Source organism: Spirosoma migulaei, from assembly GCF_054776855.1.
The window spans coordinates 178,491-204,440 of the sequence record NZ_BAAHBG010000010.1 but is presented as its reverse complement, the minus strand read 5'-3'; the positions used below and the strand labels follow the sequence as shown (position 1 = coordinate 204,440).

The 25,950-nt window shown below is 45.8% G+C and carries 24 protein-coding genes; 12 read left to right on the top strand and 12 right to left on the bottom strand.

All coding sequences use genetic code 11. The annotated features are described in order from the left end of the window. Positions 1-39 precede the first annotated feature (39 nt). The 3 genes from ACYVGO_RS11450 to ACYVGO_RS11440 all read left to right on the top strand — a co-directional run bounded on the left by ACYVGO_RS11450 (position 40) and on the right by ACYVGO_RS11440 (position 3,386). Positions 40-1,206, top strand: coding sequence for a hypothetical protein (locus ACYVGO_RS11450; RefSeq protein WP_460969374.1), 1,167 nt, complete (start codon positions 40-42; stop codon positions 1,204-1,206). 17 nt (positions 1,207-1,223) lie between these two features. Next, positions 1,224-1,934 (top strand): glycosyltransferase family 2 protein, encoded by a 711-nt coding sequence (locus ACYVGO_RS11445; RefSeq protein WP_460969373.1) that lies wholly within the window; start codon positions 1,224-1,226, stop codon positions 1,932-1,934. A 228-nt stretch (positions 1,935-2,162) separates the two neighbouring features. After that, entirely contained in the window at positions 2,163-3,386 is a 1,224-nt protein-coding gene (locus tag ACYVGO_RS11440) for a hypothetical protein (protein WP_460969372.1), read from the top strand. Positions 3,387-3,491: 105 nt separating this feature from the next. Here the strand turns inward: ACYVGO_RS11440 and ACYVGO_RS11435 are convergent, their stop codons facing one another. From ACYVGO_RS11435 to ACYVGO_RS11410, 6 genes are all read right to left on the bottom strand, one after another. Then, entirely contained in the window at positions 3,492-4,433 is a 942-nt protein-coding gene (locus tag ACYVGO_RS11435) for a hypothetical protein (protein ID WP_460969371.1), read from the bottom strand. Positions 4,434-4,524: 91 nt separating this feature from the next. Then, on the bottom strand, positions 4,525-5,019 hold the full coding sequence (locus tag ACYVGO_RS11430; protein WP_142771448.1) for an NADH-quinone oxidoreductase subunit B: 495 nt from the start codon (positions 5,017-5,019) through the stop codon (positions 4,525-4,527). Position 5,020: 1 nt separating this feature from the next. Then, a complete protein-coding gene (locus ACYVGO_RS11425) occupies positions 5,021-5,386 on the bottom strand; it encodes a hypothetical protein (RefSeq protein ID WP_460969370.1) in 366 nt (121 codons plus the stop codon). Between the two features lie 220 nt (positions 5,387-5,606). After that, complete coding sequence (locus ACYVGO_RS11420) at positions 5,607-6,074, bottom strand: NADH-quinone oxidoreductase subunit A (RefSeq protein WP_142771449.1); 468 nt, start codon at positions 6,072-6,074, stop codon at positions 5,607-5,609. A gap of 104 nt (positions 6,075-6,178) precedes the next feature. Then, positions 6,179-6,790: a porin family protein gene (locus tag ACYVGO_RS11415; protein ID WP_460969369.1), complete on the bottom strand. Its 612-nt coding sequence runs from the start codon at positions 6,788-6,790 to the stop codon at positions 6,179-6,181. Between the two features lie 156 nt (positions 6,791-6,946). Continuing rightward, positions 6,947-7,507 carry a YqgE/AlgH family protein gene (locus ACYVGO_RS11410; RefSeq protein WP_142771451.1) on the bottom strand — a complete coding sequence of 187 codons (561 nt, stop codon included), beginning with the start codon at positions 7,505-7,507 and terminating at the stop codon, positions 6,947-6,949. A gap of 260 nt (positions 7,508-7,767) precedes the next feature. Between ACYVGO_RS11410 and ACYVGO_RS11405 the strand changes: the two genes are divergently transcribed. Both ACYVGO_RS11405 and ACYVGO_RS11400 read left to right on the top strand, forming a co-directional pair. Next, entirely contained in the window at positions 7,768-9,006 is a 1,239-nt protein-coding gene (locus tag ACYVGO_RS11405; protein WP_142771452.1) for a sulfite oxidase, read from the top strand. Positions 9,007-9,047: 41 nt separating this feature from the next. After that, a complete protein-coding gene (locus ACYVGO_RS11400) occupies positions 9,048-9,458 on the top strand; it encodes a hypothetical protein (protein WP_460969368.1) in 411 nt (136 codons plus the stop codon). Between the two features lie 19 nt (positions 9,459-9,477). Here the strand turns inward: ACYVGO_RS11400 and ACYVGO_RS11395 are convergent, their stop codons facing one another. After that, positions 9,478-10,071, bottom strand: coding sequence for a DUF4230 domain-containing protein (locus tag ACYVGO_RS11395; RefSeq protein ID WP_460969367.1), 594 nt, complete (start codon positions 10,069-10,071; stop codon positions 9,478-9,480). Between the two features lie 148 nt (positions 10,072-10,219). On the opposite strand from ACYVGO_RS11395, the gene ACYVGO_RS11390 reads away from it, so the two are divergent. Continuing rightward, positions 10,220-10,822: an OmpH/Skp family outer membrane protein gene (locus ACYVGO_RS11390; RefSeq protein ID WP_142771455.1), complete on the top strand. Its 603-nt coding sequence runs from the start codon at positions 10,220-10,222 to the stop codon at positions 10,820-10,822. 124 nt (positions 10,823-10,946) lie between these two features. Here the strand turns inward: ACYVGO_RS11390 and hemA are convergent, their stop codons facing one another. Continuing rightward, positions 10,947-12,230: a glutamyl-tRNA reductase gene (gene hemA, locus ACYVGO_RS11385; protein WP_142771456.1), complete on the bottom strand. Its 1,284-nt coding sequence runs from the start codon at positions 12,228-12,230 to the stop codon at positions 10,947-10,949. Between the two features lie 341 nt (positions 12,231-12,571). Between hemA and ACYVGO_RS11380 the strand changes: the two genes are divergently transcribed. Further along, positions 12,572-13,768: a sensor histidine kinase gene (locus tag ACYVGO_RS11380; protein WP_460969366.1), complete on the top strand. Its 1,197-nt coding sequence runs from the start codon at positions 12,572-12,574 to the stop codon at positions 13,766-13,768. 12 nt (positions 13,769-13,780) lie between these two features. Here the strand turns inward: ACYVGO_RS11380 and ACYVGO_RS11375 are convergent, their stop codons facing one another. Further along, the gene (locus tag ACYVGO_RS11375) at positions 13,781-14,320 is read right to left on the bottom strand and encodes a hypothetical protein (RefSeq protein ID WP_142771458.1); all 540 of its coding nucleotides are present in this window, start codon (positions 14,318-14,320) and stop codon (positions 13,781-13,783) included. Between the two features lie 38 nt (positions 14,321-14,358). On the opposite strand from ACYVGO_RS11375, the gene ACYVGO_RS11370 reads away from it, so the two are divergent. Next, positions 14,359-15,519: a LuxE/PaaK family acyltransferase gene (locus ACYVGO_RS11370; protein ID WP_460969365.1), complete on the top strand. Its 1,161-nt coding sequence runs from the start codon at positions 14,359-14,361 to the stop codon at positions 15,517-15,519. A 108-nt stretch (positions 15,520-15,627) separates the two neighbouring features. Here ACYVGO_RS11370 and ACYVGO_RS11365 read toward each other — a convergent pair whose 3' ends face one another. Both ACYVGO_RS11365 and lacZ read right to left on the bottom strand, forming a co-directional pair. Further along, positions 15,628-16,779: a sigma-54-dependent transcriptional regulator gene (locus ACYVGO_RS11365; protein ID WP_142771460.1), complete on the bottom strand. Its 1,152-nt coding sequence runs from the start codon at positions 16,777-16,779 to the stop codon at positions 15,628-15,630. A gap of 307 nt (positions 16,780-17,086) precedes the next feature. Then, on the bottom strand, positions 17,087-20,389 hold the full coding sequence (lacZ, locus tag ACYVGO_RS11360) for a beta-galactosidase, LacZ type (protein WP_460969364.1): 3,303 nt from the start codon (positions 20,387-20,389) through the stop codon (positions 17,087-17,089). 140 nt (positions 20,390-20,529) lie between these two features. Between lacZ and ACYVGO_RS11355 the strand changes: the two genes are divergently transcribed. Next, the gene (locus ACYVGO_RS11355) at positions 20,530-21,477 is read left to right on the top strand and encodes an alpha/beta hydrolase (protein ID WP_142771462.1); all 948 of its coding nucleotides are present in this window, start codon (positions 20,530-20,532) and stop codon (positions 21,475-21,477) included. A gap of 116 nt (positions 21,478-21,593) precedes the next feature. On the opposite strand, the gene ACYVGO_RS11350 is transcribed toward ACYVGO_RS11355, so the two are convergent. Beyond that, entirely contained in the window at positions 21,594-22,133 is a 540-nt protein-coding gene (locus ACYVGO_RS11350; protein ID WP_460969362.1) for a DUF2911 domain-containing protein, read from the bottom strand. A 585-nt stretch (positions 22,134-22,718) separates the two neighbouring features. Here ACYVGO_RS11350 and ACYVGO_RS11345 point away from each other — a divergent pair. The 3 genes from ACYVGO_RS11345 (at position 22,719) to ACYVGO_RS11335 (ending at position 25,831) form a co-directional block, all read left to right on the top strand. Then, positions 22,719-24,425, top strand: a complete 1,707-nt coding sequence (locus ACYVGO_RS11345) for a sensor histidine kinase (protein ID WP_460969361.1) — start codon at positions 22,719-22,721, stop codon at positions 24,423-24,425. Positions 24,426-24,481: 56 nt separating this feature from the next. Continuing rightward, a complete protein-coding gene (locus ACYVGO_RS11340; protein WP_460969360.1) occupies positions 24,482-25,240 on the top strand; it encodes a response regulator in 759 nt (252 codons plus the stop codon). A gap of 96 nt (positions 25,241-25,336) precedes the next feature. After that, complete coding sequence (locus ACYVGO_RS11335) at positions 25,337-25,831, top strand: hypothetical protein (protein WP_460969359.1); 495 nt, start codon at positions 25,337-25,339, stop codon at positions 25,829-25,831. Positions 25,832-25,950 lie beyond the last annotated feature (119 nt).

Sequence of the window (25,950 nt, the reverse complement as noted above, 5' to 3'; positions counted from 1 at the left end):
AAGCTCTATTAGGTAACTTGACGTTCCTGCTATTTTTATATGCCAGTAAAAAAACTCCCGCTGATTTACGGTGGATTAATTAGCGTAACCCTATTTATACTAGTCTATTTTGTTTTAACTCAGCAAGCAAGAGGAGATGAAGGAGGTGCTTATCTACCTTCCTTCGAACAAGCCTATTCGCTTTGGCCTGCTCTGGATCTGTCTCCTTATTGGTCAATCTCATCGTTTTATTTATGGGTAGTTGCATCGTTGCAGGCAATTATCGGCGATTTTGCCGGAGCTCAGTTTCTACTGCTCGGTCGTATTCTTTCCCTGTTCTGTTGGCTTGGTTTAGTTTTATTCCATTTGCGGTCCACCAGCTATAAAGCCTTAGCTGTTCTATTTAATCCCTATGTGTTAATCTATAGCGTTCGGGCTCACCCGTTTCTGCCCGGTATTTTACTTTTCTCTATTTTTTGGACACTGACCCGCCAGAATAAGAAAATTGGGCTGTTGTTTTTACCAATTGCCGTTAATTTTCAAGTGTTTATCGGGGGGGCTATTGGCTTGTTTATGCCCAGATTGCCACTTCAGGGAAAAGAAGTTAGCCGCGTTATTATCCTTGGGCTCCTTGCGGTTTCAGGCGTTTTGATTACCTGGCTGACCTGGGGAGGTATGTATCCGCCGAAATTTGTTAATCATGTCTTTTTTAAGGAGTACCATGTTAATGGGAAACCCTCATTTGGCTATTTAGGTACCGTATTGATGCTGGCTGGAAGTACGCTGTGGCTAGTTGGCAATAGAACCATTGCTGATATCAGGGAACATAAAACCTATTCATGTACTGTTATTGCGAGCTTACTTTTAGCGGCTATTGCATTGTATTTTATTGCTGATATTATAGCCATTGCCCGCGAAGCAAGCCAACGGGTATTTGGTGCCTATTATCAGGCTGGCTGGGTCATTAGTTATGTAGTGATTGGCTTTGGCTGGCTACGACTTCACCGAGATCATTACTCATTATTTTTTGGATTACTGGGGGCGGCTGTACTATTAGTGACGCTCCCCTACCTGTACGAGCGTATTTCCGTATTTGCCACTGTTGCCCCCTGTTTGGCATGGTGTAGTCTTCAAAAAAACGAAACGCAGCAGGAGGCCCTTATTCTGGTAATGTGTTGCCTGTTTGTTCTCTGTTCAATTGCGTACCAATTGTATGGTTCGCTGTAATTTCCTTGCTACAACGTATGAAACTGTCCGTAATCGTACCCGCTTATAATGAGGGTAAGACCATTGAAAAGATACTAACTAAGCTGGTAGATGTACAGTTGCCTGTTGCGGTTAGCAAAGAAATAATTATTGTCAATGACTGCTCAAAGGATAACACAGAAACTGTTGTACAAAATTTTATTCGAGCGCATCCGTCATCCGAAATGCAGTATGTAGCGCATACTCTTAATAAAGGGAAGGGTGCCGCATTACATGCCGGAATCCAAGCTGCCACGGGCGACTACCTGATTGTTCAGGATGCTGATCTCGAGTATGATCCTGATGAGTTCAATATCCTGTTGAAACCCGTTCTCGATGGCTTTGCCGATGTTGTTTATGGGTCGAGGTTTATGGGCGGCAATGCACATCGGATCCTGTTCTTCTGGCATACAATCGGTAATAAGTTTCTGACATTTCTCAGTAATATGTTCACGAATCTGAACCTGACGGATATGGAAACGTGCTACAAATTGTTTCGGGCCGATGTAATTAAAGGGATTAGCCTGAACGAGAAAAGGTTTGGCTTTGAGCCAGAAGTAACGGCCAAAATCTCTAAAATTCCTGGAATTCGTATTTATGAAGTAGGCATATCCTATTACGGGAGAACCTATGAGGAGGGAAAGAAAATTAACTGGAAAGATGGATTCCGAGCCATCTATTGCATTGTAAAATATAACCTGTTCAGCTAGGCTGCTGATCGGCCACCAGGTCTCAACACTTGCCTAGTATATTACTGTATTTTCTATAGGAAGTAAAAATGTTCGCACAAATCGCCGGCAACCGGTTTGTGCTTTTATTGGTCGCGAGTAAATCCTGACCGTTTACTATATAACTGATACTATTATTTATACTAATAAATAGCTTTATCTTTTATTAAAATCTATTTTTGAGCGCAGACCTACTTTCACTCTCTTAGTATGCGTTTTTATAGACTTGTTGCTCTACTTATTCTTGGCGTCATTTATGTATCAATATTTCTATATAGAGGAAACCTGGCTTTCACGCTTTTCGGCGATGAGGTTCATTTTTGGCCCACTGTTCTTCTATTTAGTAAAGAACCCATTCCATCAGCACATCTGCTCAATAATTACCCTGAGGTGATTGCTCCATTGCCATTTATGATTGCTGGGTGGGTTATCAATGCATTCGGCCATTCTATCCAGTATTTGAGAATCCTGAATTTTGGCCTGAGTTTCGGCATATTGATGCTCTTTCTCAAACTTAGCCCCAATGCGGGCCGTTTCTGGTTAGCGGCTCTAGGCCTGGTTCTGTTCCCGTATTACTATTTTTGTAGTACAATCTTCTACACCGATATAGTAGCACTCACGTTTATCCTGATGGGCTGGGTGTTTTACATAAAGAAGCTGCATTGGGCTAGCTGTTTATTTTTTATAGCCGCTATTAGTTCCCGGCAATATGCTGTTGTATTCCCGGCTATTATTCTCTGTTATGAAATCAGCCCAGCAGTATTTCGTTTTATAAGTTGGCAGGAATCAGTACGTTGGGTTCTGAAGAAGCCTTATCTGATTTATTATGTTATTGCCGGCCTTACGTTAATTGGTTGGGTAATTTTCTGGCACGGGCTTGGGCCAGCTCCTGAAGTGGCCCGGCAAAAATACAATGATACCGTTCACAAACTGACTTATAATCCGGGGTTCGTTCTGTATGCATCGGCCTGCCTTGGCCTTTACTATGTGCTACCTGAACTGCTACTAACCCGAAAACTGCAATTCTACGCGCTTGAATCGAAGCAACGTCCGTGGTTAATTGGCTGGATTATGCTAATTGGTCTGATGATTACTTTTTTCCCTGCTCAACAGATGTACGATGGTTTTTTTGTTGTTAAGAACTTAGGTTTTTTTGACCGACATCTGGAGTTAATAGGGATTGTGGGAACAGCTAAACAACTCATTTTTGGTGCTCTGATGCTATTGACGGTTCTACGGTTTGCCAGCCCTAAAAGCGGGCTGGCAGGCTGGATCGTTCTTCTTAATCTAATCTTGATAGGGAAAGCCCATATTGGCTGGGATAAGTACCTGTTGCCTACCATTGCAACGCTCTGGTTCATTACCCTGGTTGATAAGCACTGGCCATTGAGCAAAATCAGAAAAGAACAGAGCTTAACCGCTGTTTCAGTATAAAGAAAAGATCACCAGTACTCGTTGTTGATTTTACTGAATTCTATCAATTCTATTGGTCGTGGAGATTCTCCAGGTAGTGGTATCTAAAGAATTCAGTATGGACGTTTATGATTCCGCTGGGCGTAGCGGAGCGTCACTATCAGGTTCAATAAGGGGAATTGCTACTTGAACTGATTGAGGAACGGGAATTGGTCTAGGCAGCTTTGCGTATTGGTTGTATGCAGTTCCCAACGACCAAACCTTTAGCCCAACGCGGGCGAAAATCATACTCTGCTGAATGAAAAACATGATCAGAATGGTTAGCCAGTTGCTCATCAGAATGGCTTCGTCAAGAATAAAGTAAACGCCGAACAGGCCAGTTCCTATCAAAATCAGTACTACGTATAGGCCATAGGTTCGCGCCAGATTACGAAGCACCAATCGGCCAGCTTGCCCAAATGCCCGAAAGGCATTATGCTCATCTTCCCGAAACATTAGCACTTTAGCATAATCGCCAATACAAAGCAGGAGGGTAGCTGTGAGGGCAAACAGGGCAAAAAAAATGGCTCCGATCCAAAACTGCCCCCGTTCGGTCAGGGTATCATTGAAGACAACGCCCACTAAAGACCCTGCCACCAGCCATAGTCCGCCACCGATCACGACAAATAGAAGGGTCACCAAAACTAATCGCAGAAACCGGCCAAAATAATGACTACAGCCTTGCCAGAAGAGGCCAGCATTGAATGGGTTGTTGGGCTGAGAAAAGCGTAGTAAGATACCTCCTGCGAAAAAAACGCTTAGAACTATATACACAAGACCTAGCCATCGACCTACGCTTATCAGGGGAGAAATAACCCGTTGACTGCGGTTCATAAAATCAGAGTAAATAGTATAGTCGAACCCGTTGAGTAAGTTTAGGAACGCTAACGAATTCTGATCTTCTACCTTAAGGGTGTTGTAAAAGGGAAGAGCCGCTAACAAACCCAGTACCAGCGTGATTCCGTAGATCAACCACAGAAGCCGGATTGACCCAAGTGTTTGGCGAAGGGTGGTCGAGAGCGTATTCACGGGGTGTTTGATTTAGGGTCTACGGTTCAAGGTATACAGTTTGGTATTGCAACAGGGAATAGCGAGTTGTTAACCTTGACTGTTAACCCCATTACTTAGTTGACAAAGGGTGTTCGGTTCTTATTTTTTCCTGTAATTTCAGGAAGCCATCGATCAGGGCTTCGGGGCGGGGAGGACAACCAGGTACGTATACATCGACTGGAATAATACGATCTACTCCTTTCACCACATGGTAGCCATGCTGCCAGTAAGGGCCACCGCAGTTGGAGCACGATCCCATCGAAATGACGTAACGGGGCTCCGCCATTTGTTCGTAAAGCCGCCGAATACGATCAGCCATTTTATACGTGACTGTACCGGATACAATCATAATATCCGACTGCCGGGGCGAAGGGCGCGGAAAAATACCGAACCGTTCGAGGTCATAACTGGCGGTCATGGCGCCCATCATTTCAATAGCGCAGCAGGCTAGTCCAAACGTAAGCGGCCACAGTGATTTCTCCCTCGACCAGTTCAGCAGATCCTCGGAGTGCATGAGCATAACACTGGCTTCGCCTGATTTATCGGTTATTGAGGGAGAGGTCATGTTAATTTTCTTTTTGAGGTAGGCGATTAATGATATCCTGTTGATAGCGCCAGCTGAACGGCTGGAGTTGTCGGAACAGGCTCAGGTCGGGATTTCGTTGGTCCAATGGGCGAATAACCCGACGGTTCAGATTGCCAAGAGCTGAGCCTACTAACAAACCAGCTGCTGCACCACCCGCGGCTGAAAGCGTTAACGTCAAGCCGTAGATAACTGGCCCTCGAACTGGATTCTTTTGTAGTGATTGGTTCGCTACGTAGCCCGTCAGTAGCCCACCGACAATGGCTCCACTGATCAGGGCATTTTTTTTGCTCTTCCGCCGAATCACTACTTTTTGAATATTGGCGAATGGGATTCTACCTGATGACATACTACGCCTTTCATTTCCAAAGTAAAGATACGAATCCGTCACCTCTGCCAATGTTCCGCGGAAGCGATCCCCCGCTTTTGTAACGACTTTAATTTTATATACATCCGCCGTAGGTTGTTGAGCCCATAAGGATGTTGATCGTGAACCACTAATAAGAATTGTTAACCAGCAGCGTAGTAAAAATGGGTTCAGAAGAAGAGTCAACTTTAATACAATCCTGTCACCGCTGATACTTCTCATTTACTTGCCTGTATAAGGCCGTCGGTACCTTTGTCTCTATTGTTGGTACTTTCGGTTGGGGTTTTACCCAATCAAGGTAGCCTTTTGCCCAAACATAGGCAAGCCCTAAAGCTAGAATAATGACAAATAAAGTTACTTCGGTCAGGGCGAACCAGCCCCAAAGTCCATTCGTTGCTTTGACCAGCCGTTCTTGCCCAAACACGGTGGCCCAGGGAAACAGAAAGACCAGTTCAACATCAAACAGGACAAACACTAAAGCAACTACGTAAAATCGGATATTGAACTGCACATTGGCATTGCCAATCGGTTCTTCTCCCGATTCGTACGTGCTGTTTTTCTCCACGTTCGGTCTACTGGGTCGTAGTAACCGAGCTACAAAAAGCACGACGGCGATAAACGCGAACGCGGCCAGAATAAACAGCAGAAGAATACCAAAGTCGGAGAGCATAGTTTGACAGTACTGGGAGTGAGGAGTGCGTATTAGAATACTGCCATAGACACAAGGATAGGCGCTAGCCTTCCCATTACATGCTTCTCGCTCCTAATACAAATTTACTTTTTCTTCTTCTTAGGAAACAGGTTATACACCATCGAGACCTGAAGGTTTCGGTTATAATACGATGCCGTTGCTTCGGGCGATACATTGGTGAAACCGTAGATGTATCGGACATTCAAACTGAATTTGTTAAGCATGTCCAGAAAATCGTAGTGGACACCCACTGCCAGACCGAGGTCATTATTGGTACTTGGTCCGCCTGTTTGTCCGGCGTTAAGTGCGTAACTAAATTCAGGACCCACCTGCACCGTCAACCCTTCGGTTGGAATGTACCCCAACATTAAGGGAAGGCTGGCGTAGTAATAGGAAACCCCCGTTGTAGTCCGGCTACCATTCGATTGTTCCTGCTGAAAAGTGCCGCCCCGGATAGACAGTATGGCTTCTGGCTGAACTACCCAGCGATTATACCGATACCGATATATAAGACCCAAATGGGGTTCCAGGGCACGGTGGGGGATATTGACGGTACTTCCCGATATGGCTATTTGAGTAAAGGAAGCTCCGATTTTTACACCAAAATGGCCGCCAACAGGCTTGTCACTTTGTGCCAGAGTAACTAAAGGTGAAGCTACTAAAAAGATAAAAAGAAATAATCGGTACATGTACATACGGAGCTGCTGAGAGGAAGTTAACCTTCCGATAACGGTTTTAGCCAAAACATCGGGGTGCGGCCTTCCGACCGCCCGAAACGTCGGACCGTACAAAATTGGTTAAAAAAGTTAAGAAGACCCCCGTTTATCTGTCCGGCAGAATGTCAAAAAATGTTAATTAAGCCGTGGATCAACCGGATAGTGAGCGATTGCTTTGTACTCGCCCCCCATGCGTTTTAAAACACCCCGCCAAAATTCTTTGGTGGGTGTGTCGAAGAGGAAGTCGGCGGTGATACGGCTAATGATCCAGGCTTTCTGAACGAGTTCGGCATCCAGTTGGCCTTCGCTCCAGCCCGAATACCCAATAAAAAAGCGAACATCGCGCTCGGTAAGCGTTCCCAGATTAACGGCCCGTTTGATTTGCTCAAAATCGCCACTCCAGTACAAGCCATCGACAACACGAATTGACCCATCAATCAGATCGGGGCGACGGTGTATGAAATGCAGCGTATTTTGTTGGACTGGCCCTCCCACAAACAAAGGTAGATCTGGATGAATTTCTTCAATTACATCGCTCAGATGAATATCGGTAAGCTGATTCAGAACCAGACCGAACGTACCAGCCTGACTATGCTCGCAAACCAATACTACACTGCGTTCAAAGTTAGTGTCGCCCATGAACGGTTCGGCAATTAAAAGGTCACCGTTCGTGACGGCTGGCGGGGTCGTATTCATAGCACATCGAGCAATTAATTCAGTTATAGCCAAAACGCTTTTTTCAAATGCTATATTCCTTAAAAACTGTTAAATACACTACTCATAAGCAGGATAATGTTTATACGGCCAAATCATAAATACGGATCCTGACTGAATTAGATTACGCAATTTCCCAAAAGCGGACGTTACTTTTGTAGCGAATGTTGCTTTAGCTATAAGAACCGTAACCAGAATAGGCGGTGGATGGCCCAATCGGCCTGAATAAGAAACTTAATTTTATGCAGAACCAGATTCATGACCGGCGGGGATTTCTTCAAAAAAGTGCGTTGGCTACCTTGACTGCTTTGGTAGGAACCAATGTTGCTTTTGCCGACAAGATACCTGCCCATTACATTCCGCTTGCGCTTGATTATGATCCATTAAAGGGGAAAAGCTCCGAAATGAAAGTGCTAGGCGATAAACCCTGGAATGTAGAAAGCCCGATTCATCTGTTAGACGATGCTGTTACGCCCGTTGACAAGATGTTTATTCGGAATAATGGACTCATTCCATCAGAGCCCATTAATCCAACAACCTGGACTTTAACCATTAAAGGCGAGTCGGTGAAGGCCGAGAAAACCTATACCCTTGCCGAACTAAAAAAACGTTTTCCTAACCATACCTACCAACTTACGCTGGAGTGTGGGGGCAACGGTCGGTCGGGATTCGAGCCACAAACAACAGGCAATCCCTGGGATCAGGGCGCTGTGAGTTGTGCGGAGTGGACGGGTGTTCGTCTGAAAGATATTCTGGCTGATGTCGGTTTGAAAGACGACGCGGTTTATATTGGCTATTATGGTAAAGATCCGCATCTGAGTCAGGACCCTACCAAAGTGGCCATTTCGCGCGGAGTACCTATCAAAAAAGCGCTTGAAAATGAGACATTAATTGCCTGGGCGGTTAATGGACAGGATATCCCACTGGTGCACGGTTACCCACTGCGGCTGGTTATTGGTGGCTGGCCTGCTTCGGTATCCGGCAAGTGGTTGCATACCATTGCTGTGCGAAATAAAGAACATGATGGCGCCAAAATGGAAGGGCATAGTTACCGAATGCCAATTCGGCCTGTGCAGCCAGGAGAGAAGATTGCTGAAACACCCGAGAATTTCCGGATTATCGAGTCTATGCCCGTTAAGTCATTGATTACGTATCCGAAAATAGGGGCTATGGTGGATGTGAAAAAGCCACTTATGGTGCGGGGACATGCCTGGGCTGGAGACCGATCTGTTGCGGAGGTACATACATCCATTGATTATGGCGCAACCTGGCAAAAAAGCAAATTGCAAGCCGCAAAAAACCGACTGGCCTGGCAGCATTGGTCGGCAGAGGTGCTATTTCCACAAGTGGGTTATTACGAACTATGGGTGCGTGCCACAGATAGCAATGGCGTTACCCAGCCCATGGTTATTCCGCAATGGAATCCCGGCGGTTACCTCAATAATGCCTGCCATCGGATTGCCGTAAAAGCAGTTGTTTAGCGTGAATCTGGGAGGTTCAGTTCTCCCTATAATTGAAAGCCATGCATAGTATAAAAGCTTTAGTATTAATTGGTGCGGTGCTGATTGGTATGACTAGTTTCCATGAGGCAACTACTACCCGACAACCAATCCCGCAGTCATCACTTGTGGCGGATACTTTGAAAATTGATGCCGAAAGCGGATTGGTCGATGCGCCAAACCTGATGATGATTAAATCGCAGTGTACGGCTTGTCACTCATCGAAACTTATTTTACAGCATCGTTTCACGCGGGCAGGCTGGATAGAGCGTATTCGATGGATGCAGAAATACCACAAACTCTGGGATTTGGGCGAATCGGAGAAAGTGGTTTTAGACTACCTCGAAAAATACTATGGTCCATCGGCCGTGCAGGCAAAAGCCGCTTATCGACGTGCCCCGCTGAAGGCTGTTCAATGGTATAAGTTAAACTGACCGGGGTTTCTGTTTGCTGCTACTTCATAAAGGTCAACCCTATTTTTTTGCCGGAAATCCGTTCAAGCATGGGTCGGAGAATCTGGTTGGCGTTCTGGCGAGTTTGGTCCAGAATACCACCATCCAGTGCCGACTGCCTAACCTGCCGTTCGGCTTTCCGGTAGGCATCGCTAACCAACTGCGATTGATCCAGAAACGAAAAATGCGTATCGTATACCCGCGACCGGTCATGGTTGATTTTCCAGGTACATAGTTCGGGTTTGGGCAGTTGAACGGTCACGGAATCATCTTCTGTTGTGATGTTGGCCATCGTGATTTTAGTTAGGTCGATACAGCCAGTAGCTTCACCTTCTACAATCAAGATGGCATTGGCATTTGGCAGAAAGGTATTTACCTGTTCGTGCTCAACAATATCTTTAAAGGTGTATTTCACCAGCTCCAGTTTCCCCAGGGCGGTAATTTCTTTCAAAACGATACGCTGGGTGGTAGTATCTCCCCGTCGGAAGCGACTAAGGAAACTAGTGCCTCGGATCTGCTCCCAAATGGCAATTAGCCCTGCAATCAGTACTGCAATGAGAAACAGGCGGAACAGCGCGTTTATGAGTCGGGTCATGGTATGTTAAATATGTCTAATAACTACATTGCTGAGCAATCTGTGGTAGTTAATCGGTAAATTTGTTGAAATAGCTGCTCTAGTCCACACGTATACAACGCGAAAGCAGATTTACACTTGTCTATTCCAGAATAATCTAACCAGTAAAATGAAGAAAACTTTTAGCCTTGCACTTGCCGTACTCTTGACCGCGACTTGCCTGCATGTACAAGCTCAAACCGTAAAAATAGGCCATACGCGGATTGATTATATTCTGGCTCAAACCGACGAAAATAAGGTAATTACGAATTTGTTGACTGTTCAGCAGAAACAGTCGGAGACTGAGCTGAAGCGATTACAACAGGAGTTTCAGGAAAAATATACGGCCTATCAAAAAGGAGTAGCACAAATGTCCGATCTTATTCGGAAAGACCGTGAAACGGAATTACAGGGATTACAGGCTCGCATTCAGGAATTTAGCCGATCTGCTGACGAAGCTTTACAAAGTAAATACCGGCAATTAGTTAGCCCAACCCTAACTAAAATTCAACAGGCAATTGATAGTGTGGCTAAAGAAAACGGGTATACACATATTTTAAATACTGGCAACTCCAGAGACATCCTATATGCACCAGAGGAAACGAATATTACGGACCTGGTATTGAAAAAGTTGGGGATAACACCTGGGCAAGAGGAAAGCCCGGCAAAACCGGCTACGAGTACCCCTAAAGCAACTGCACCCGCTAAAAAAGCCGCGCCTAAAAAGAAATGATGGATTCACTAGCTGTTATCCTGAATTGATGACGGCCGTATAGTTTAGTCAGCATTTTCTTTTCAACAAGAAGCCCCTAATTCAGTACTGAATTAGGGGCTTCTTGTTGAAAAGAAAATGCTGACTAATAAGAATGCTTTTGTTCGTCGATAGACTGTTTTTCCAGGTCAAATAGATCGTTCAGAACGTCGATCAGCGTTTCGGCTTCACCACGTTTGCAGGCTGCTTTAAGTTGGAGTACGGGCAGTTTAATGATTTTCTGCATAATACCCCGTGTGATTTTGTCTACTTTTTCCGACTCGTCCGGGGTCAAATGTTTTAGATGCCGGGCAATTTCGTCACGACGAATCTGCTCAAGGGCATTTTTTAGCTTATTGATTGTTGGCGATACAACCATCTCCTTGGACCAATCGCCAAATTCGGCCACCGCCTGCGTAACTATGGCTTCAACTTGCGGAATAGCTGCTAATCGCTGATTTAAAGCTTCATCGGCACGATTGCGGATATGGTCGATATTATAAACCAGCACACCCGGAATCTGCTCAACGGCTGTATCTACGCTACGGGGAACAGATAAGTCAATGAAGTATTTGAATGTCAATACATTAACATCCTGAAGTAATTCAGGCGTAATGAGCGGATCATCCCGCATAACAGACGAGATAATAACATCTGCCCGGCGAATTTCGTCGGTTAAATTAGCAAAATCAGCTACCCGAAAACCGAATTGCTCGGCTAAGATTTCGGCCTTTGTCTGGGTACGGTTGCAAAGGGTGATGTTCGTTAGCTTACGGGACTCGAGGTTCTTACAAACATCAGTGCCAATTTCGCCAAGGCCAATGACCAGCACATTTGGATTCTGATGTTCGCCGACTAACTCATCAATCAGTTCCACGGCAGCGTAAGAAACGGAAGCCGCTCCATCGCGGAAGGGCGTTTCCTGGGCAACCCGCTTGTTGGTGAAGAAGATCGTGTGCATCAACCGGTGCAGAAATGGCCCCGCCATTTCCAGATCGGCCGACCATTGGTACGACTGCTTCACCTGATTGGGAATCTGCATGTCGCCCACCACCTGCGAATGTAAGCCAACGCATACTTCGAACAGGTGCCGAACGGCCTGGTCATTTGACTCAAAAAACTGAAAATAAGGCAAATAATTAGCCGTATCTGTCAGACCTTTTTCAATGAGTAATAAGCGCGCAATATCACTGTTAAGGTCCTGCTCAGCCGCGTAATATACTTCCGTGCGATTACAGGTTGAGATAACAAGCAAATCAGACAGCCCAAAAAAATCCCGCAACCGAATCATCAGTCGCTTGGCTTCGTCTTCGTTTAGTGCAATTAGTTCCCGCACCTGGAGAGGTGCCATTTTATGAGATAAACTAATTGCTTTGAAGGTATCTAACATGGTACTAAATCACCTTTACTGGCTTCTAGCCTTTACAAAATTACGGCATTATTATCGGATAAAAACAAGCACGACGCAAGTGGTCTGTTATTTAGAATCCATCCAAATAAATGTCGTGGTTCTGTGTTCAATCCTATTCAAACTTGTAACATTAGTGGCTTCCCAGACGTTCAGATTTAGACATTTAAACGAAATTTAGCGTTTATACAACATGTAGACCTATTGGCTAAGGTAATCGGGCCGACAATGTGTTTAGCTTTGCGATACCGCTTAATTTTTAGTTGCATAATGTTGCTTTTGAAAGAAACAGTTGTTTTGACAATTGCAGCCAGCAAGACCACATGCTGAAATCATTCGATATTTATAATCAGAATAATATTCTGAAAATTGTTGTAGCCCTGAACTTTCTGTTAGTTGGAACAGGGTCGCTGCTCTATACAGAACGGCTCATCAATAAACTGGAGAACCGAGAGGAACAGTATGTGCAGCTCTATGCCAAAAGTATAGGTTATTTGTTTGGCTCAAGTCACCCGGATGCCGGCGACCTGACATTTGTAACCGACCAAATCATTCAGGCCAATACGACAATACCCGCTATTTATGTTGACCCCAGCGGGGCATTTGCGGCTCACAAAAATATTGATGATATGCCCGCTGGGCTGACGCCCGAAGAAACTCAGAAGTTCTTAAAGCAAAAGACTGCCGAAATGCGTAAAAAGCATGGACCGCTGGTTGTGGATTTGGGCAATAACGAACAGGGCCTGGTTTATTATACCAACTCAAGCCTGCTGCGGCAAATAGCCTATTTCCCCTATGCACTTCTGGCCATTCTGACCGCTTTGGGCGTGCTCGCTTATTTATCGTTTAGTTCATCGCGTCGGGCAGAGCAGAATAGGGTGTGGGTTGGCTTAGCGAAAGAAACAGCCCACCAGCTAGGTACGCCCATGTCGTCGTTGATGGCCTGGGTCGAGTATATGCGCTCTGACCCTGAGCAATATGACGGATCAATTACCGACGAAATTGAAAAAGACGTTCAACGGTTGGAAACAATTACTGCCCGTTTTTCGAGTATTGGTTCTGTGCCGACCTTGAAAGAGGAAAATCTGAATGAGGTGGTTGAGCAGTTCACCAATTATCTGGCAAAGCGGATTTCCACAAAAGTAAAAATGACACTGGCCAGCCAGTTGCCTGCCAATCAGCAGGTGAAAATCAATAAATTGCTTTTTGAGTGGGTTATCGAAAATATTTGTAAGAATGCGGTTGATGCCATGAAAGGCGTGGGCGAGCTACGGCTGAATATTGTGCCTTTGCCGCACAAAGGGGTCGCCATCGACATTACTGATACGGGTAAAGGCATCTCTAAGGCCAACATGCAAAAAGTATTTTCGCCGGGATTTAGTACTAAAAAGCGCGGTTGGGGATTGGGACTAACACTCGCCAAGCGTATTGTGGAAGAATACCACAATGGACGACTATTTGTTAAAAGCTCAGAAGTCGGTAAAGGAACTACCTTTCGGATTGTCTTAAATGAAAATTGACCACATATGTGGTCAATTTAAGTAGGGTAGAGTTATGGTATCGGTTTCAACTACATTGCTAGCGTTAAAGTCGCGATCCCGAATTCGAATCTGAAACTTAGTCGGGTAAAATACATTTGTTGTACCGTACGTAAAAAGTTGATTAAAATCCAACGACCCCTCAATCGCTCCTTTAGGTTTTCCTTTGGTCAGTTCAGGGAAAAACAAGGTTTTATAGATAGGCTGTGGGTACTCTACATATTGCTTATTGACGAGTCGAAGCGCTTTGATTTCATAATTTCCCCAGCCGCCGTTGGCCGAGTAACTGGAAATCGTCGTTTCGGACGGATTGTCGATACCGAGATTACCATCACCATCTTTGAAGCCAATGGTAATCACAACAGAATCTCGTTTCGACTGACCGACCCCTTTGCCCGCTGCGATCTGGTATTTAAACATCCCTTTAAACTCAATGGATGGGGTATTTGAGTAATTTGGTTCGTTGAAGCAGGCCGTTAAAGTCAGGGCAATGCCTACTACGAATAAATACGGTTGAATTTGTTGCCGTCGCATACTGTTGTACTCGTTGTGCAATAAACGCTTTAGTTATTTTGTCTTTTTCATTAACACTCACACCCGAAGCTGCTTTACTTCGGAACTCACTCCGGCAGCAGATTCTGGAACTTAGTTCGAACTTGCCGGACCGTCCTGCGTTCGAATCGCTGGCACTAGCTGTTTTTCAGTATCAGGCGGTTTTTAACCCCTTGTACAAAGCCTACCTGCATCACCTGAATTGCCAGCCTGAACAAATTAGGACCCTGCGTCAGGTGCCGTTTATGCCGATTGGTTTTTTTAAAAAACATCCGGTGTTAACCGGCATTGACACAACCTGTAACCCAGAGAGTACCGATACGCTGACCTTTGCCAGTAGCGGCACTACTGGTGAACAGACTAGCCGTCATTTTGTGCCAGATTTAGCCCTTTATAATACCATTAGCACCCAAATTTTTGAGCAGACATATGGCCCGCTCAACAACTTTCATATTCTGGCGCTGCTACCGTCTTATCTTGAACGAAATAACTCCTCGCTCGTGTATATGGTTCAGCAATTTATGGCTCAGAGTGAAAGCTTCCGGAGTAATCACTCGCAAATGAACGGGGCTGATGAACCCACATCCGGTTTTTTTCTGCACAACCATGCCGAGTTGACAGAACGACTGCGAAAACTAGCCCAACAGCCCGATCAGAAAAAGATTTTGCTCATTGGCGTTACGTTTGGCTTGCTGGATTGGGCCGAGTCGGAGCCGGATTTGTCCTTTCTGGGAGCGTTGCCGAATCTTATCGTTATGGAAACGGGTGGTATGAAAGGTCGACGGAAAGAACTGCTTCGCGAAGAGGTTCACGAAATTCTAACCAAACGGCTGGGGGTACAAGCCATTCATTCTGAGTACGGTATGACCGAATTGCTATCTCAGGCGTATTCAAAGGGTGATGGACTATTCCAGCCAAGCGCAACGTTACGTGTTTTCCTTCGTGACATTAACGACCCATTTTCACTTTATCCAGAGATAACTAATCGCCTTGGGTCTCGACAGACGGGCGGAATGAACATAGTCGATTTAGCCAATCTGGACTCGTGTTCGTTCATTGAAACCCAGGATTTAGGCCAGTATGTTAGTTTGGAAGGTGAAACCACCCCGTCTGGCAATTTCCGGGTCATTGGCCGATTCGATAATTCCGATGTAAGAGGCTGTAATTTAATGGTAATCTAAACCTGGATTTTTGTGATTTTGCTGACTGACTATGATTTTGCTTTCTATGAATGGTTACTACTACAATCATAGTCGCTCAGCAAAATCATAAAAATCCAGGTTCAACTATTACGCATAGGCCTTCACGTCTTCCAGCGTAATTTCGTCGCCACACATAATAACCAGACGCTCGATGACGTTCCGTAGCTCCCGAACATTTCCTGTCCAGGGAAGCGACTGCAAGTAATTCATCGCGTCGGGTAAGAGGTCTTTTGCAGGAGCTCCATATTCGGTTGCGATGTCATGCAGAAACTTATCGGCCAGGAGTGGTATATCAACGCGCCGTTCGGCAAGGGGTGGTACATGAATCATAATGACACTCAGGCGGTGAAATAAGTCTTCACGGAAGTTTCCGTTTACAATTTCCTGCCGAAGGTCTTTATTGGTAGCCGCAATTACCCGTACGTTGACTTTAATTTCTTTATCGCCCCCAACGCGGGTAATCTTGCTCTCCTGTAATGCCCGTAGCACTTTTGCCTGTGCCGACAAGCTCATGTCGCCAATTTCGTCGAGGAATAGCGTACCACCGTCAGCTTGTTCAAACTTACCTACCCGGCGTGCAGCTGCTCCCGTAAATGAGCCTTTCTCGTGCCCAAACAGTTCACTCTCAATTAGTTCACTGGGAATGGCAGCACAGTTTACTTCAACTAATGGCTGGTTTGCCCGGCTACCTTTCTCATGAATTTGCTTGGCCACCATTTCTTTCCCTGACCCGTTGGCTCCGGTTACCAGTACCCTGGCTTCAGTAGCGGCTACGCGGTTAATCGTATCTTTAACTTTCTTGATCGGTTCCGATTCGCCAACGATTTCGTTCAGTTTGTAGATGCGCTTCTTCAGCGTTTTGGTTTCCTGAACTAGTTTGGCTCGCTCAATGGCGTTGCGAACGGTAATGAGTAGGCGGTTGAGATCGGGTGGTTTGGTGATGAAATCAAAGGCTCCGCGTTTAGTTGCTTCAACGGCATTCTCAACATTACCAAAGGCCGAAATCATGACAACCTGGGTGCTTTTTTCCGCTTCGCTAACTTTCGCAAGCACCTCCAGGCCATTCATTTTGGGCATCTTTATATCGCACAAGGCGACATCATAGCTTGCCTTTAGAATCATGTCCAGCCCTTCTTCGCCGTCTTTCGCTTCGTCAACATCGTAGCCTTCATATTCTAAAATATCGCGTAGAGCCGCCCGAATTTTTTGTTCGTCGTCCACGATAATCAGTTTGGCCATACAAAAGGGATAAATTTAAACATCTGGATGTAAGTACTGGCCCGAAAATAGGGGATTTTACATCGGCATTCGTTATATCGACGCCTAAATTTGCTAAAATCCCTGTCTTTTTTCATAAATGCATACCTTGGGCTACTATCTCATCTGCGCCTAAGTGTGTGAAGTTTCGACTCTATTGATACTTTCGATTCTATTAATTCTGGTTATCGGCCCCTGAGTATCTATAGAAACTAAAGCGTCTGAATTGAAGGAATACTAATGATCATGATACTGAGAAGGATGATAGGAAACCGAAAATACAGCATTCTTAGCGTGGCAACAGCAGGTTAACTTCTTCCACAACGTTGGTACGTGCATCCACTGGACGCATTCGGAAGGAGTACGTGTATGGTTTAGTTGCCGGAAGGAGGTAGTCTGCGTGAACACGAGGTGACCAGCTATCATCTCCCCCAAGGCCCATCTGCGCCATATCGACATTAACTACTGTTACATTACCACGTTCAACTTCCTGGGTGTTTGGCTGCTTGGCTTTTAGTAAAGCGGCATCAGTATAGTTGCGGGCGTTGATGTTTAGGTGTGAACTCGTACTCACATCGCTCATTAGTAAAAGGCCAAAACCTGTTGCATCTGTAAGTTTGGCCCAACGTACATCTGTTTTATTCCCATTTTCCTGCGCCATTGTATATGGGAAAAACTGGTCGGCCACTTTTGTCTCGTATAGCCCAACTTTAGCGGCATCTTTCCGGTCTGCATAACTCTCAAAGGGACCACGTCCGTACCAACTGAAGTTAATGAAACTGGCTGGTAACTGGAGTTGCATACCAACCCGTGCCAGTGGGGGCAAGGCGCCCGAGGGTGTATAGGTAGTTGTAACGAACACCTCGCCCGTACCATACACGATGTAATCGGTTTGCTGGCGTATACTACCTCCAACACCGACCAGCTCATTGGTGCAGCTAAGGCGAACCATTTGGGGACGTGGGTCAATTTTGAACTCAACAGGATGAGCCCTGATGCTGTCTAAACCTGCTTTGCGCCAGCGGGCAGCAAACGAAGCCGTTCCACCTCCTTCGTCATTATCGGTAGGAACCCGCCAGAAACTAGGCTGAAGGCCCCCGGCTGGACTGCCCCCGGCTGGATTGCTCTCTGCTACTAAATTCTTGCCTTTATAAATCCATTGACGTAGTGTGCCGGTAGTTTTGTCGAACACAACGGCGAACTCTTTTCCACGAACCGTCACGATCGTTGGCGTTGCAGTCATCTTCACAAGGGGAATGCGATTCATTCCAACGACGACTTGAGCCGGTGAATCGGTTTTGACCGGGAATTGACCTGAAGCTACTTCATGGCCAGCAGATGCCCAATTGGTAGCCTGTTTCAGACGAACGCTTACAGTCAGAAAGTATTCCCCTGATTGGGCGCTACGCTCGGCGAGGGCAGTTGCCGAGGGACGTGCATTTCCGTCGATCTGTCGGGTATCTACGGGCGCAGTTAGTCGGACAGGTAATGTTAATACCTGCGTTTGGCCGGGTTTAGCTACTAGATTTGTTTCGCTACCACGCTGCACAATTTCACCGTTTCGGAGTAGTTCCCAGTCCAGTCGGAAGGTTTCAAGCGATTGAAAGTCATAGGTATTTCGAACGTTTATCTTAACGGGCTGACCAGGCGTTAGTGGAGCAGGTGTACTTAATTTTACGTATTGATACACCAGTTTTACCTCATTGATTTCGGATTGAGGTGTTCGATCCGGATTAACCAGACCGTCGCCTGCATTGGCTCCGTCGATGTAGTTGATGTGGTCGGTAAATTGGTTTCCTTCTTTGTTTTTTAATCGTAACCCCTGGTCGACCCAATCCCAGATAAACGCGCCCTGCATGCGAGGGTATTTGTCGATAGCGGTCCAATAGTCTTTCAAATTCCCGACACTGTTCCCCATTGAGTGCGCATATTCACAAACGATAACGGGCCGGTGCGGATCTTTTTCCATCAGCTTCACCAACTCATCGACCGATGGGTACATGGTCGAAATGATATCGAAATTGGTCAGCGATGTGCCGTTGTAGGGTTGCCGACCTTCATAATGAATAGGCCTGGTCGGGTCAATCAGTCGAATGATATCGGCCATATCTTTAAAGTTCTGGCCCATACCTGTTTCATTTCCCAAAGACCAGATGACAATAGATGGATGATTCTTATCCCGTTCAACCATAGCCCGACCGCGTGCCACAAAGGCATCGCGCCATTCCGGTTTAGCGGCTGGGGTCTGGTTCTTACCCCATAACTCGTGGCTTTCGATATTGGCTTCGTCGATCACATAAAGCCCATATTCATCGCAGAGATCATACCAGTCCGTTACGTTGGGATAATGTGATGTCCGAACGGCATTGATGTTGTATTGCTTCATCAGCTTGATGTCCTGAATCATCGACTCGCGGCTGATAACGCGTCCCGTGTTGGGATCGAACTCGTGTCGATTAACGCCCTTATAGGTAACAGGTTTGCCATTCACCAGGAGTTGCCCGTCGGTTAGGGTCATTTCCCGGAAACCCACGTGTTGACTTATGGCTTCTGATACCTGCCCATCCGGGCCAATCAACTGCACTGTTAGCGTATAGAGCGTCGGCGTTTCGGCGCTCCAGAGGGCAGGGGATTTTATGTCTTTTTTGATACGGAACAGGGCTTCCTGTCCCGTATCAGTAGCACTTTCGGAGCTAATCGTTTCCGAAAAAATAACAGTTCGTTTAGGATCGTATAGATTAATTCGGAGTCGATAAGGAGTCTGTGTGCCCAATGGTGCCAGGTTGCGAACATTGGCTGTAAGTTTCAAACTGGCATCATGATACTGATCATCCAAATCGGTAACGATGGTTAAATCACGGAGATATGTTTTAGGCGTGGCTACCAGAAATACATCGCGGAAAATACCCGAAATGCGCCAGAAGTCCTGATCTTCGAGGTAGCTCCCATCCGACCAGTTAATGACTTCAACCGCCAGTAAATTTTCACCTGCTTTGAGTTTGTCGGTAATTAGAAATTCGGCAGGGGTCATGCTATCTTCGTGATAACCAACGGCCTGTCCATTTAGGTATACCCGGCAGGTAGATTGCACGCCCGCGAAATGCAGAAATACCTCACGATCCTGGAACGAAGCGGGAAGCGTGAACCGCATTCGGTATAGTCCAACCGCGTTGGTATCCGATGTAATGCGTGGGGGCGTGGCCGGGAATGGATGCTTGATATTCGTGAAAATAGGCCGGTCATACGGGCGGCCCTCCCGGGCACCAACAACCTGCCAGTTCGACGGTACGGGCAGGTTGTCCCAGTTTTGATCATTCGTTGTGGGCTGATAGAAGTCGACCGGAATCAGTCTGGGATGCTTAAGCCACTTGAATTTCCAACTGCCATTTAGCAATTTGATAGTAGGCGATGTACGCCAGTCAGTTATGGTGAGGGCCTGTTGTTCAGTTGCAAACGGGATAAGTGTTGCGTGCGGCTTCTCGGTGTGCAAACTGATTACTTGCGGGTCTTCCCAGTCGGGTAGGGTTTGGGCCTGACTGTTGACTATCCATAAAATTGTTAAAAAGAGGGAAGGAATTAAGCGTTTGTGCATTACAGGTACGTTTAATTTATGACACAAGCGAACTGTTTCAACTGGCATGGGTTGACAAAGAATCTGCCAACTCGTGACCTATGGCTTTGACAGCGTAAATTTCGCATAAATTTAACCGCCTTTTACTGCCTTATACTCTCATGTCTATACGTAGTCTAGTTTTTTGTTTATCACTTACCGCGCTTACCTTAACGGTTTCTGCCCAATCTCGTCGACGCGCTCAGCTAACGGCTTCTCAATCAAATGGTCCTGTACCGGTGGTTTCGGCTCCACAGGCTCGTTTGCTGGAGAGTATGGTGATGAATAGCTCGCTGATGAATCAGGCCATTAAGTTCTCGATTTACCTGCCCCCCGACTACTACGTTTCTAACCGACGCTATCCGGTGGTTTATCTGCTTCACGGGTTGGGAGATAATGAAACGGGCTGGGTACAGTTTGGCGAGGCCGATCGTATTGCCGATGAGGGCATTAAATCAGGCGAACTACCACCAATGATTATTGTGATGCCCAATGCAGGCGTTACCTGGTATGTGAACGACTACCAGAATAAGGTTCGATACGAAGATATGTTTGTGCAGGAACTGATTCCGCACATCGACTCCTCCTTTCGAACCCGCACCGAACGCACGTATCGGGCTATCTCCGGGCTGTCGATGGGTGGATTTGGGTCGTTAACCCTGGCCATGCATCATCCTGAATTATTTAGTGCCTGTGCTGCGCTGAGTGCGGCCGTTCGTACCGATGAAACATTTGTCAGTATACCCGACGAGCGGTACAATACAGTATATGCTCCCATATTTAGTGGTCCTGCTCAAGGTCAGGATCGGCTAACACTTACCTGGAAGCGTAATAGTCCCATTACATTGGCAAAATCGGCTCCAGAGAGTGATCTGACAAAAGTGCGCTGGTATCTGGATTGTGGTGATGACGATGCGCTAACGGTTGGAAATGCCATGCTTCATATTGCACTACTAGAGCGTAAAATTCCCCACGAATACCGCGCTCGGGACGGAGCCCACACCTGGTCCTATTGGCGTAGTGGCTTACCTGACGCGTTAAAATTTATAGGAACCAGTTTTCATCATTAAGAACTAGCCAAACCTATACGCCAGATTGCCCGAACGGTCTCTAAAGATCTTATAGGTTTAAATAAAAAAGCCGCGCAGGTACTACCTACGCGGCTTTTTTATGCATTCTGCTATACTTAGTCAGGATTTGTACGCTTCTGAAACGGGATTATAGCTTCGGTTTGGTCCCAGGCCAGAATCATATCGGTCCCGTTGGCTGAGGGAGAGAAGCTGATATAGAATTGCTCAGCCATCGGGCTATGTTTCCGTGATACAATAGGTACCCGTAGCACGTCTTTTGTCTGATCGTAATTCGTACCCCACTGGCCAGTTTCACGGTTGAAAATCGCGATCCACCCTTCGGCTGAGGGGATGGTCCAGAGAGAATAGTCACCTTTTTCTAAAGGTTGTCCGGCTACGGTTACGTTCTGGTCCAGTTCAATTACGGTTGCTTCGTTGGCACCGGTCCGCCAGACTTCACCGTAGGGAACCAGGCCACCAAAAATCTTACGTCCTTTCTTAAACGGCTGGCAATAATCGACTTTAATTTTCAGACCATTTTGGTCTACCTGGGCAACGGCTTCGGGGCTACTGGATTTGGTCCAGCTACGCAACGAGAAAAAGCCAATAAGTGCAACGGCAGCAATAATACCGAGGATAATCAGTATACGTTTCATGAATGCTCAGAGGTTAAGAACTGTCAGCCTGCAAGGTAGGAATATTTTGTAGTTTGCTGGCCTCCCAAAGATTTTTATGGGCAAGCGTCAGGCAATAAAGAAGGAGGGAATTTTATTGCCTGACGGTAGGAAGAGAAGCAGAATGTAACGGTAAACGTTTATAAAATGGTGTGGATAGAAGCGGAAATTAGTACCATTAGAGCAGTCTCTGGCTGCCCAATTTATTCCATAGGTTGGTAGAGGAATGGAAGTTCCAGATCAAGAATGAATGAGTAGTGTAAAGTAACAAGTATCTCGGTATGCCTACTCGACAAATCTTTCAACGTCGGGATATTACTGACGAAGTAGGTGTTTTTACGAACGAACGAATTTTTACAAATTATCCTGACTGCTTACCAAATAGTATGGCTGGATAAGCCTGCCATACCCAGGTATATAGAAGTTGGCTTTTTGTTGTATCATTACAAGTACTTGTACTATTTTTCTGGTTTACTGTCTGGATAGCTTTTATTGAGTATGCAATCTATTGGCTTGTGTAAACAAATAGCCAGACTTTTGTTCGGCGGGGCGATTCTTGCATGTAGAATGATATGGGCTTTTTCGGTCAACGCACAGACACCCCAGGTTGGTAAGCTCCTGTATGAAAAATTAGCTAAAACACAGCAGGAATATAAAGAAGCAATGGCTACCGGCGACTCATTGGCCGTTGCTGAGACCTGTTATTTAATGGGCAAACGCTATGGCGCATTGGGCGATTATTTGACGGCCCAAAAGTGGTTTATCCGATCGTTACGAATACGGGAGCCATTGGGCCCTTCGGAAGATATTGGCAAGGTTTATCTCCGAATGACGGAGAATGAAGTCATTCAGAAACATTACCAGGCCGCCATGCAATACGCCCATCGGGCCGAAGCCAATATGCGCGTGGCTCATTCCATACAGGGTCAACTAAGTGCTAACAATGTACTGGCTGGCGTTTATGAGTTAGGCTGGAAAATGAACCATGAAAAGCCGGGGGCTATACTAATGGCGCCTGCTAATTCACTCGATAGTTCACTATATTATCTGCGCAGGGCTGAGAAAATGGCTATTGCTTTAAATAAGCCTTATGAGGTGGCCCTTATCTATAACTGTATGGGCAAAACATTGGCGCTGAAAGATGCACGTCATGCTATTCAATACCTGAAAAAAGCTTACGCCATATACGGTCCTATGAAGCAGCCGTATCCGCTCATTAATATCTCGCAGGAACTAGCTGATTGTTACCTGAAGCTCGGGCAACCAGGGGTTGCAAAAAAATGGCTGGATACCGCCACGCATATGCGCGACTCCACAGGGCACGGCGATTACTGGCAAAATCGAAATATTGAAGAAGTCTACACAAAACTTTACAAACAAACCGGGCAGTGGAGACTGGCATTTGATCATCAGGAAAAATACCTCTCCTTACTTGTTCAGACAATGAATGCCGACCGGGAAGGTGCAATTGCCCGATCGGCAATGTTATATGAAATTGAAAAAAAGGAGGGGAAACTTAAAGCACAGCAGAAAGAGTTGGCGCTACGACAGGAGAGCCTAAAAGCCCAGCAAAGGCTAATCATTATTACTACTGTGCTGTTTTTGATGGCTGGTGTTGCCTGCGTATTTTTTTATTGGTTATTCAGAAAGTACCTGCGCATTAGTGGACACAATGCTAAATTAGTGAGAGAGCAAAACCATCGGGTAAAAAATAACCTCCAGTCAATCACTAGTTTGTTAGGCTTACAATTTAACCGATTAACCGATTCGGCGGCCCGCCAGGCCGTGGAAGAAAGCCTGCTACGCGTAGAAGCAATGGCGCTGGTACATCAGCGACTTTACGACGGCGATCGGTTAGTGGAGGTAGACCTTACGCACTATATTCCGGAGCTAGTTGGTGGCGTGTTACGTAGTTTTAGTTTTGATCATATTCGGCAGGAGTATGACCTCAGGCCAATTTGGCTAAATGCCGATGCAGCTATTAACGTAGGGATTTTATTAAATGAACTGGTTACCAATTCGTGTAAGTATGCATTTCCATTTCATCCAAAACCCGTTTTGGAGATAGGATGCCAGGAAGATAATGGACGGATTCGGATTTGGTTCTCAGATAATGGGCCGGGCTTTATGCCCTCAGCAAAAGGCAATTCGTTTGGGATGAAGCTGATCGATATGATCACTGAAAAATTGAAAGGGAAAAAGAGTTTTAGTGCTGATAAGGGTAGTCAGTTTACACTATCGTTTGACTGTCAGGCTTTAACAATGTCGTCCTGATTCGCTAGTAACCCTAACCGGGTGTCTCAACCCTATATTGATGATAACTAATTCAGATGGAAACGCCTTTACGTGTACTGATCGTAGAAGATGACCTGTTTATGGCCACAGATATGGAAGAAAGCCTGGTCAAAGCGGGCTACATTATCTGCGGGAAGGCAACTAATTTTGACGAAGCTGTCAGGCTAATGAAGCAAAATGCGCCCGATATTCTACTAGTAGACATAAAACTCAATGGACCTGCTGATGGAATAACGACCGTTAAAGAACTGATGCGTATCAAATGGGTGCCTATAATTTATATAACGGGAAGCTCAGAAACCGAGACATTTAATCGGGCTAAAAGTACATTTCCAGCTGCGTTTTTGCATAAACCTTTTCGCATACGAGAGCTATCCGCACAAATTGATCTGGCAATGCATAATTTTTATGCAGGTAATATTAATGGCGCTCCCGAGTTACCCGATCATACGTTTTTACCCACAGGAAGTGGCTATATTCGAGTTATTAAGTCTGAAATTCAATTTGTGAAGGCCGACCGGGGGAATACCGAACTATTTCTGACCACATCTGGATTTCATAGAATTTATCCGACTAAAGCCTATCAGCCCATCAATGTATCCCTGAACTTAGGCAAACTAGTGCCTTATCTGTCGGGCGGATTCTACCAATTATCGCGTTCGCTGGTTATCAATCTCAACTACCTGGATCGTATCGAGTCGAACCGCTTGTATATAGGTTCACAGGAGATTACAATTCCTGAAGGAGCCCGGAAGCCTCTGATTGACCGGCTACAGGTTGTCAGAACTCGTTAGCTGATTTCCTTTAACTAAAATTTACTTGTAGATAAAATGTGTAAATAGGTCACTAATTGCGTATTGCTTAACTTTATGGCTTAAAATTGCTGTAGAGTGAGCAAGTTATCCCGGATCGATTATTTACTTGTATACCCCGACCTGCGCAAGAGTGAAGTCGAGCCATCTGGCGGTTATGTAGAAATGCACATTACGCATGCGTCACATGAAGCGGCTCGAAATATTGAAACCGCTATTATTCTGGCTAAGCAGGGTTTCAAAGTGCGTCTTTTACCAATTGATAACACACCACATACTAAAAATCCCGACGCTTATTTTATCGAGCAGGATATAGTAGTCGAGTTCAAGCACAATTACACACCTACAGCATCAGCGGTTGAGCGTGAAGTTCGCAATGCGAAAAAGCAAGCCGACCATATCCTGATCCATGCCATGAGCGAGATTACGAAAGGGGAATTAATCAGAGGGTTAAAACTACAGATTCACCGGGCGGAGAATGTACTTGAGGTATGGCTAATTTGGGAAGAACAACTCTATCGGCTTACACCTACTGAGATTCGAGATGGTACAATTGAGCTTAAAATACAATGAGGTGACACGGCCAAACCGCATCACCTCAAGGAGGGGCCTGGGATCTCTCCCTGACCACTACAAATTTAGCATTCTTTAGTGTAAAAACAAGCGAAACCACACAAGAAATTGTGTGGTTT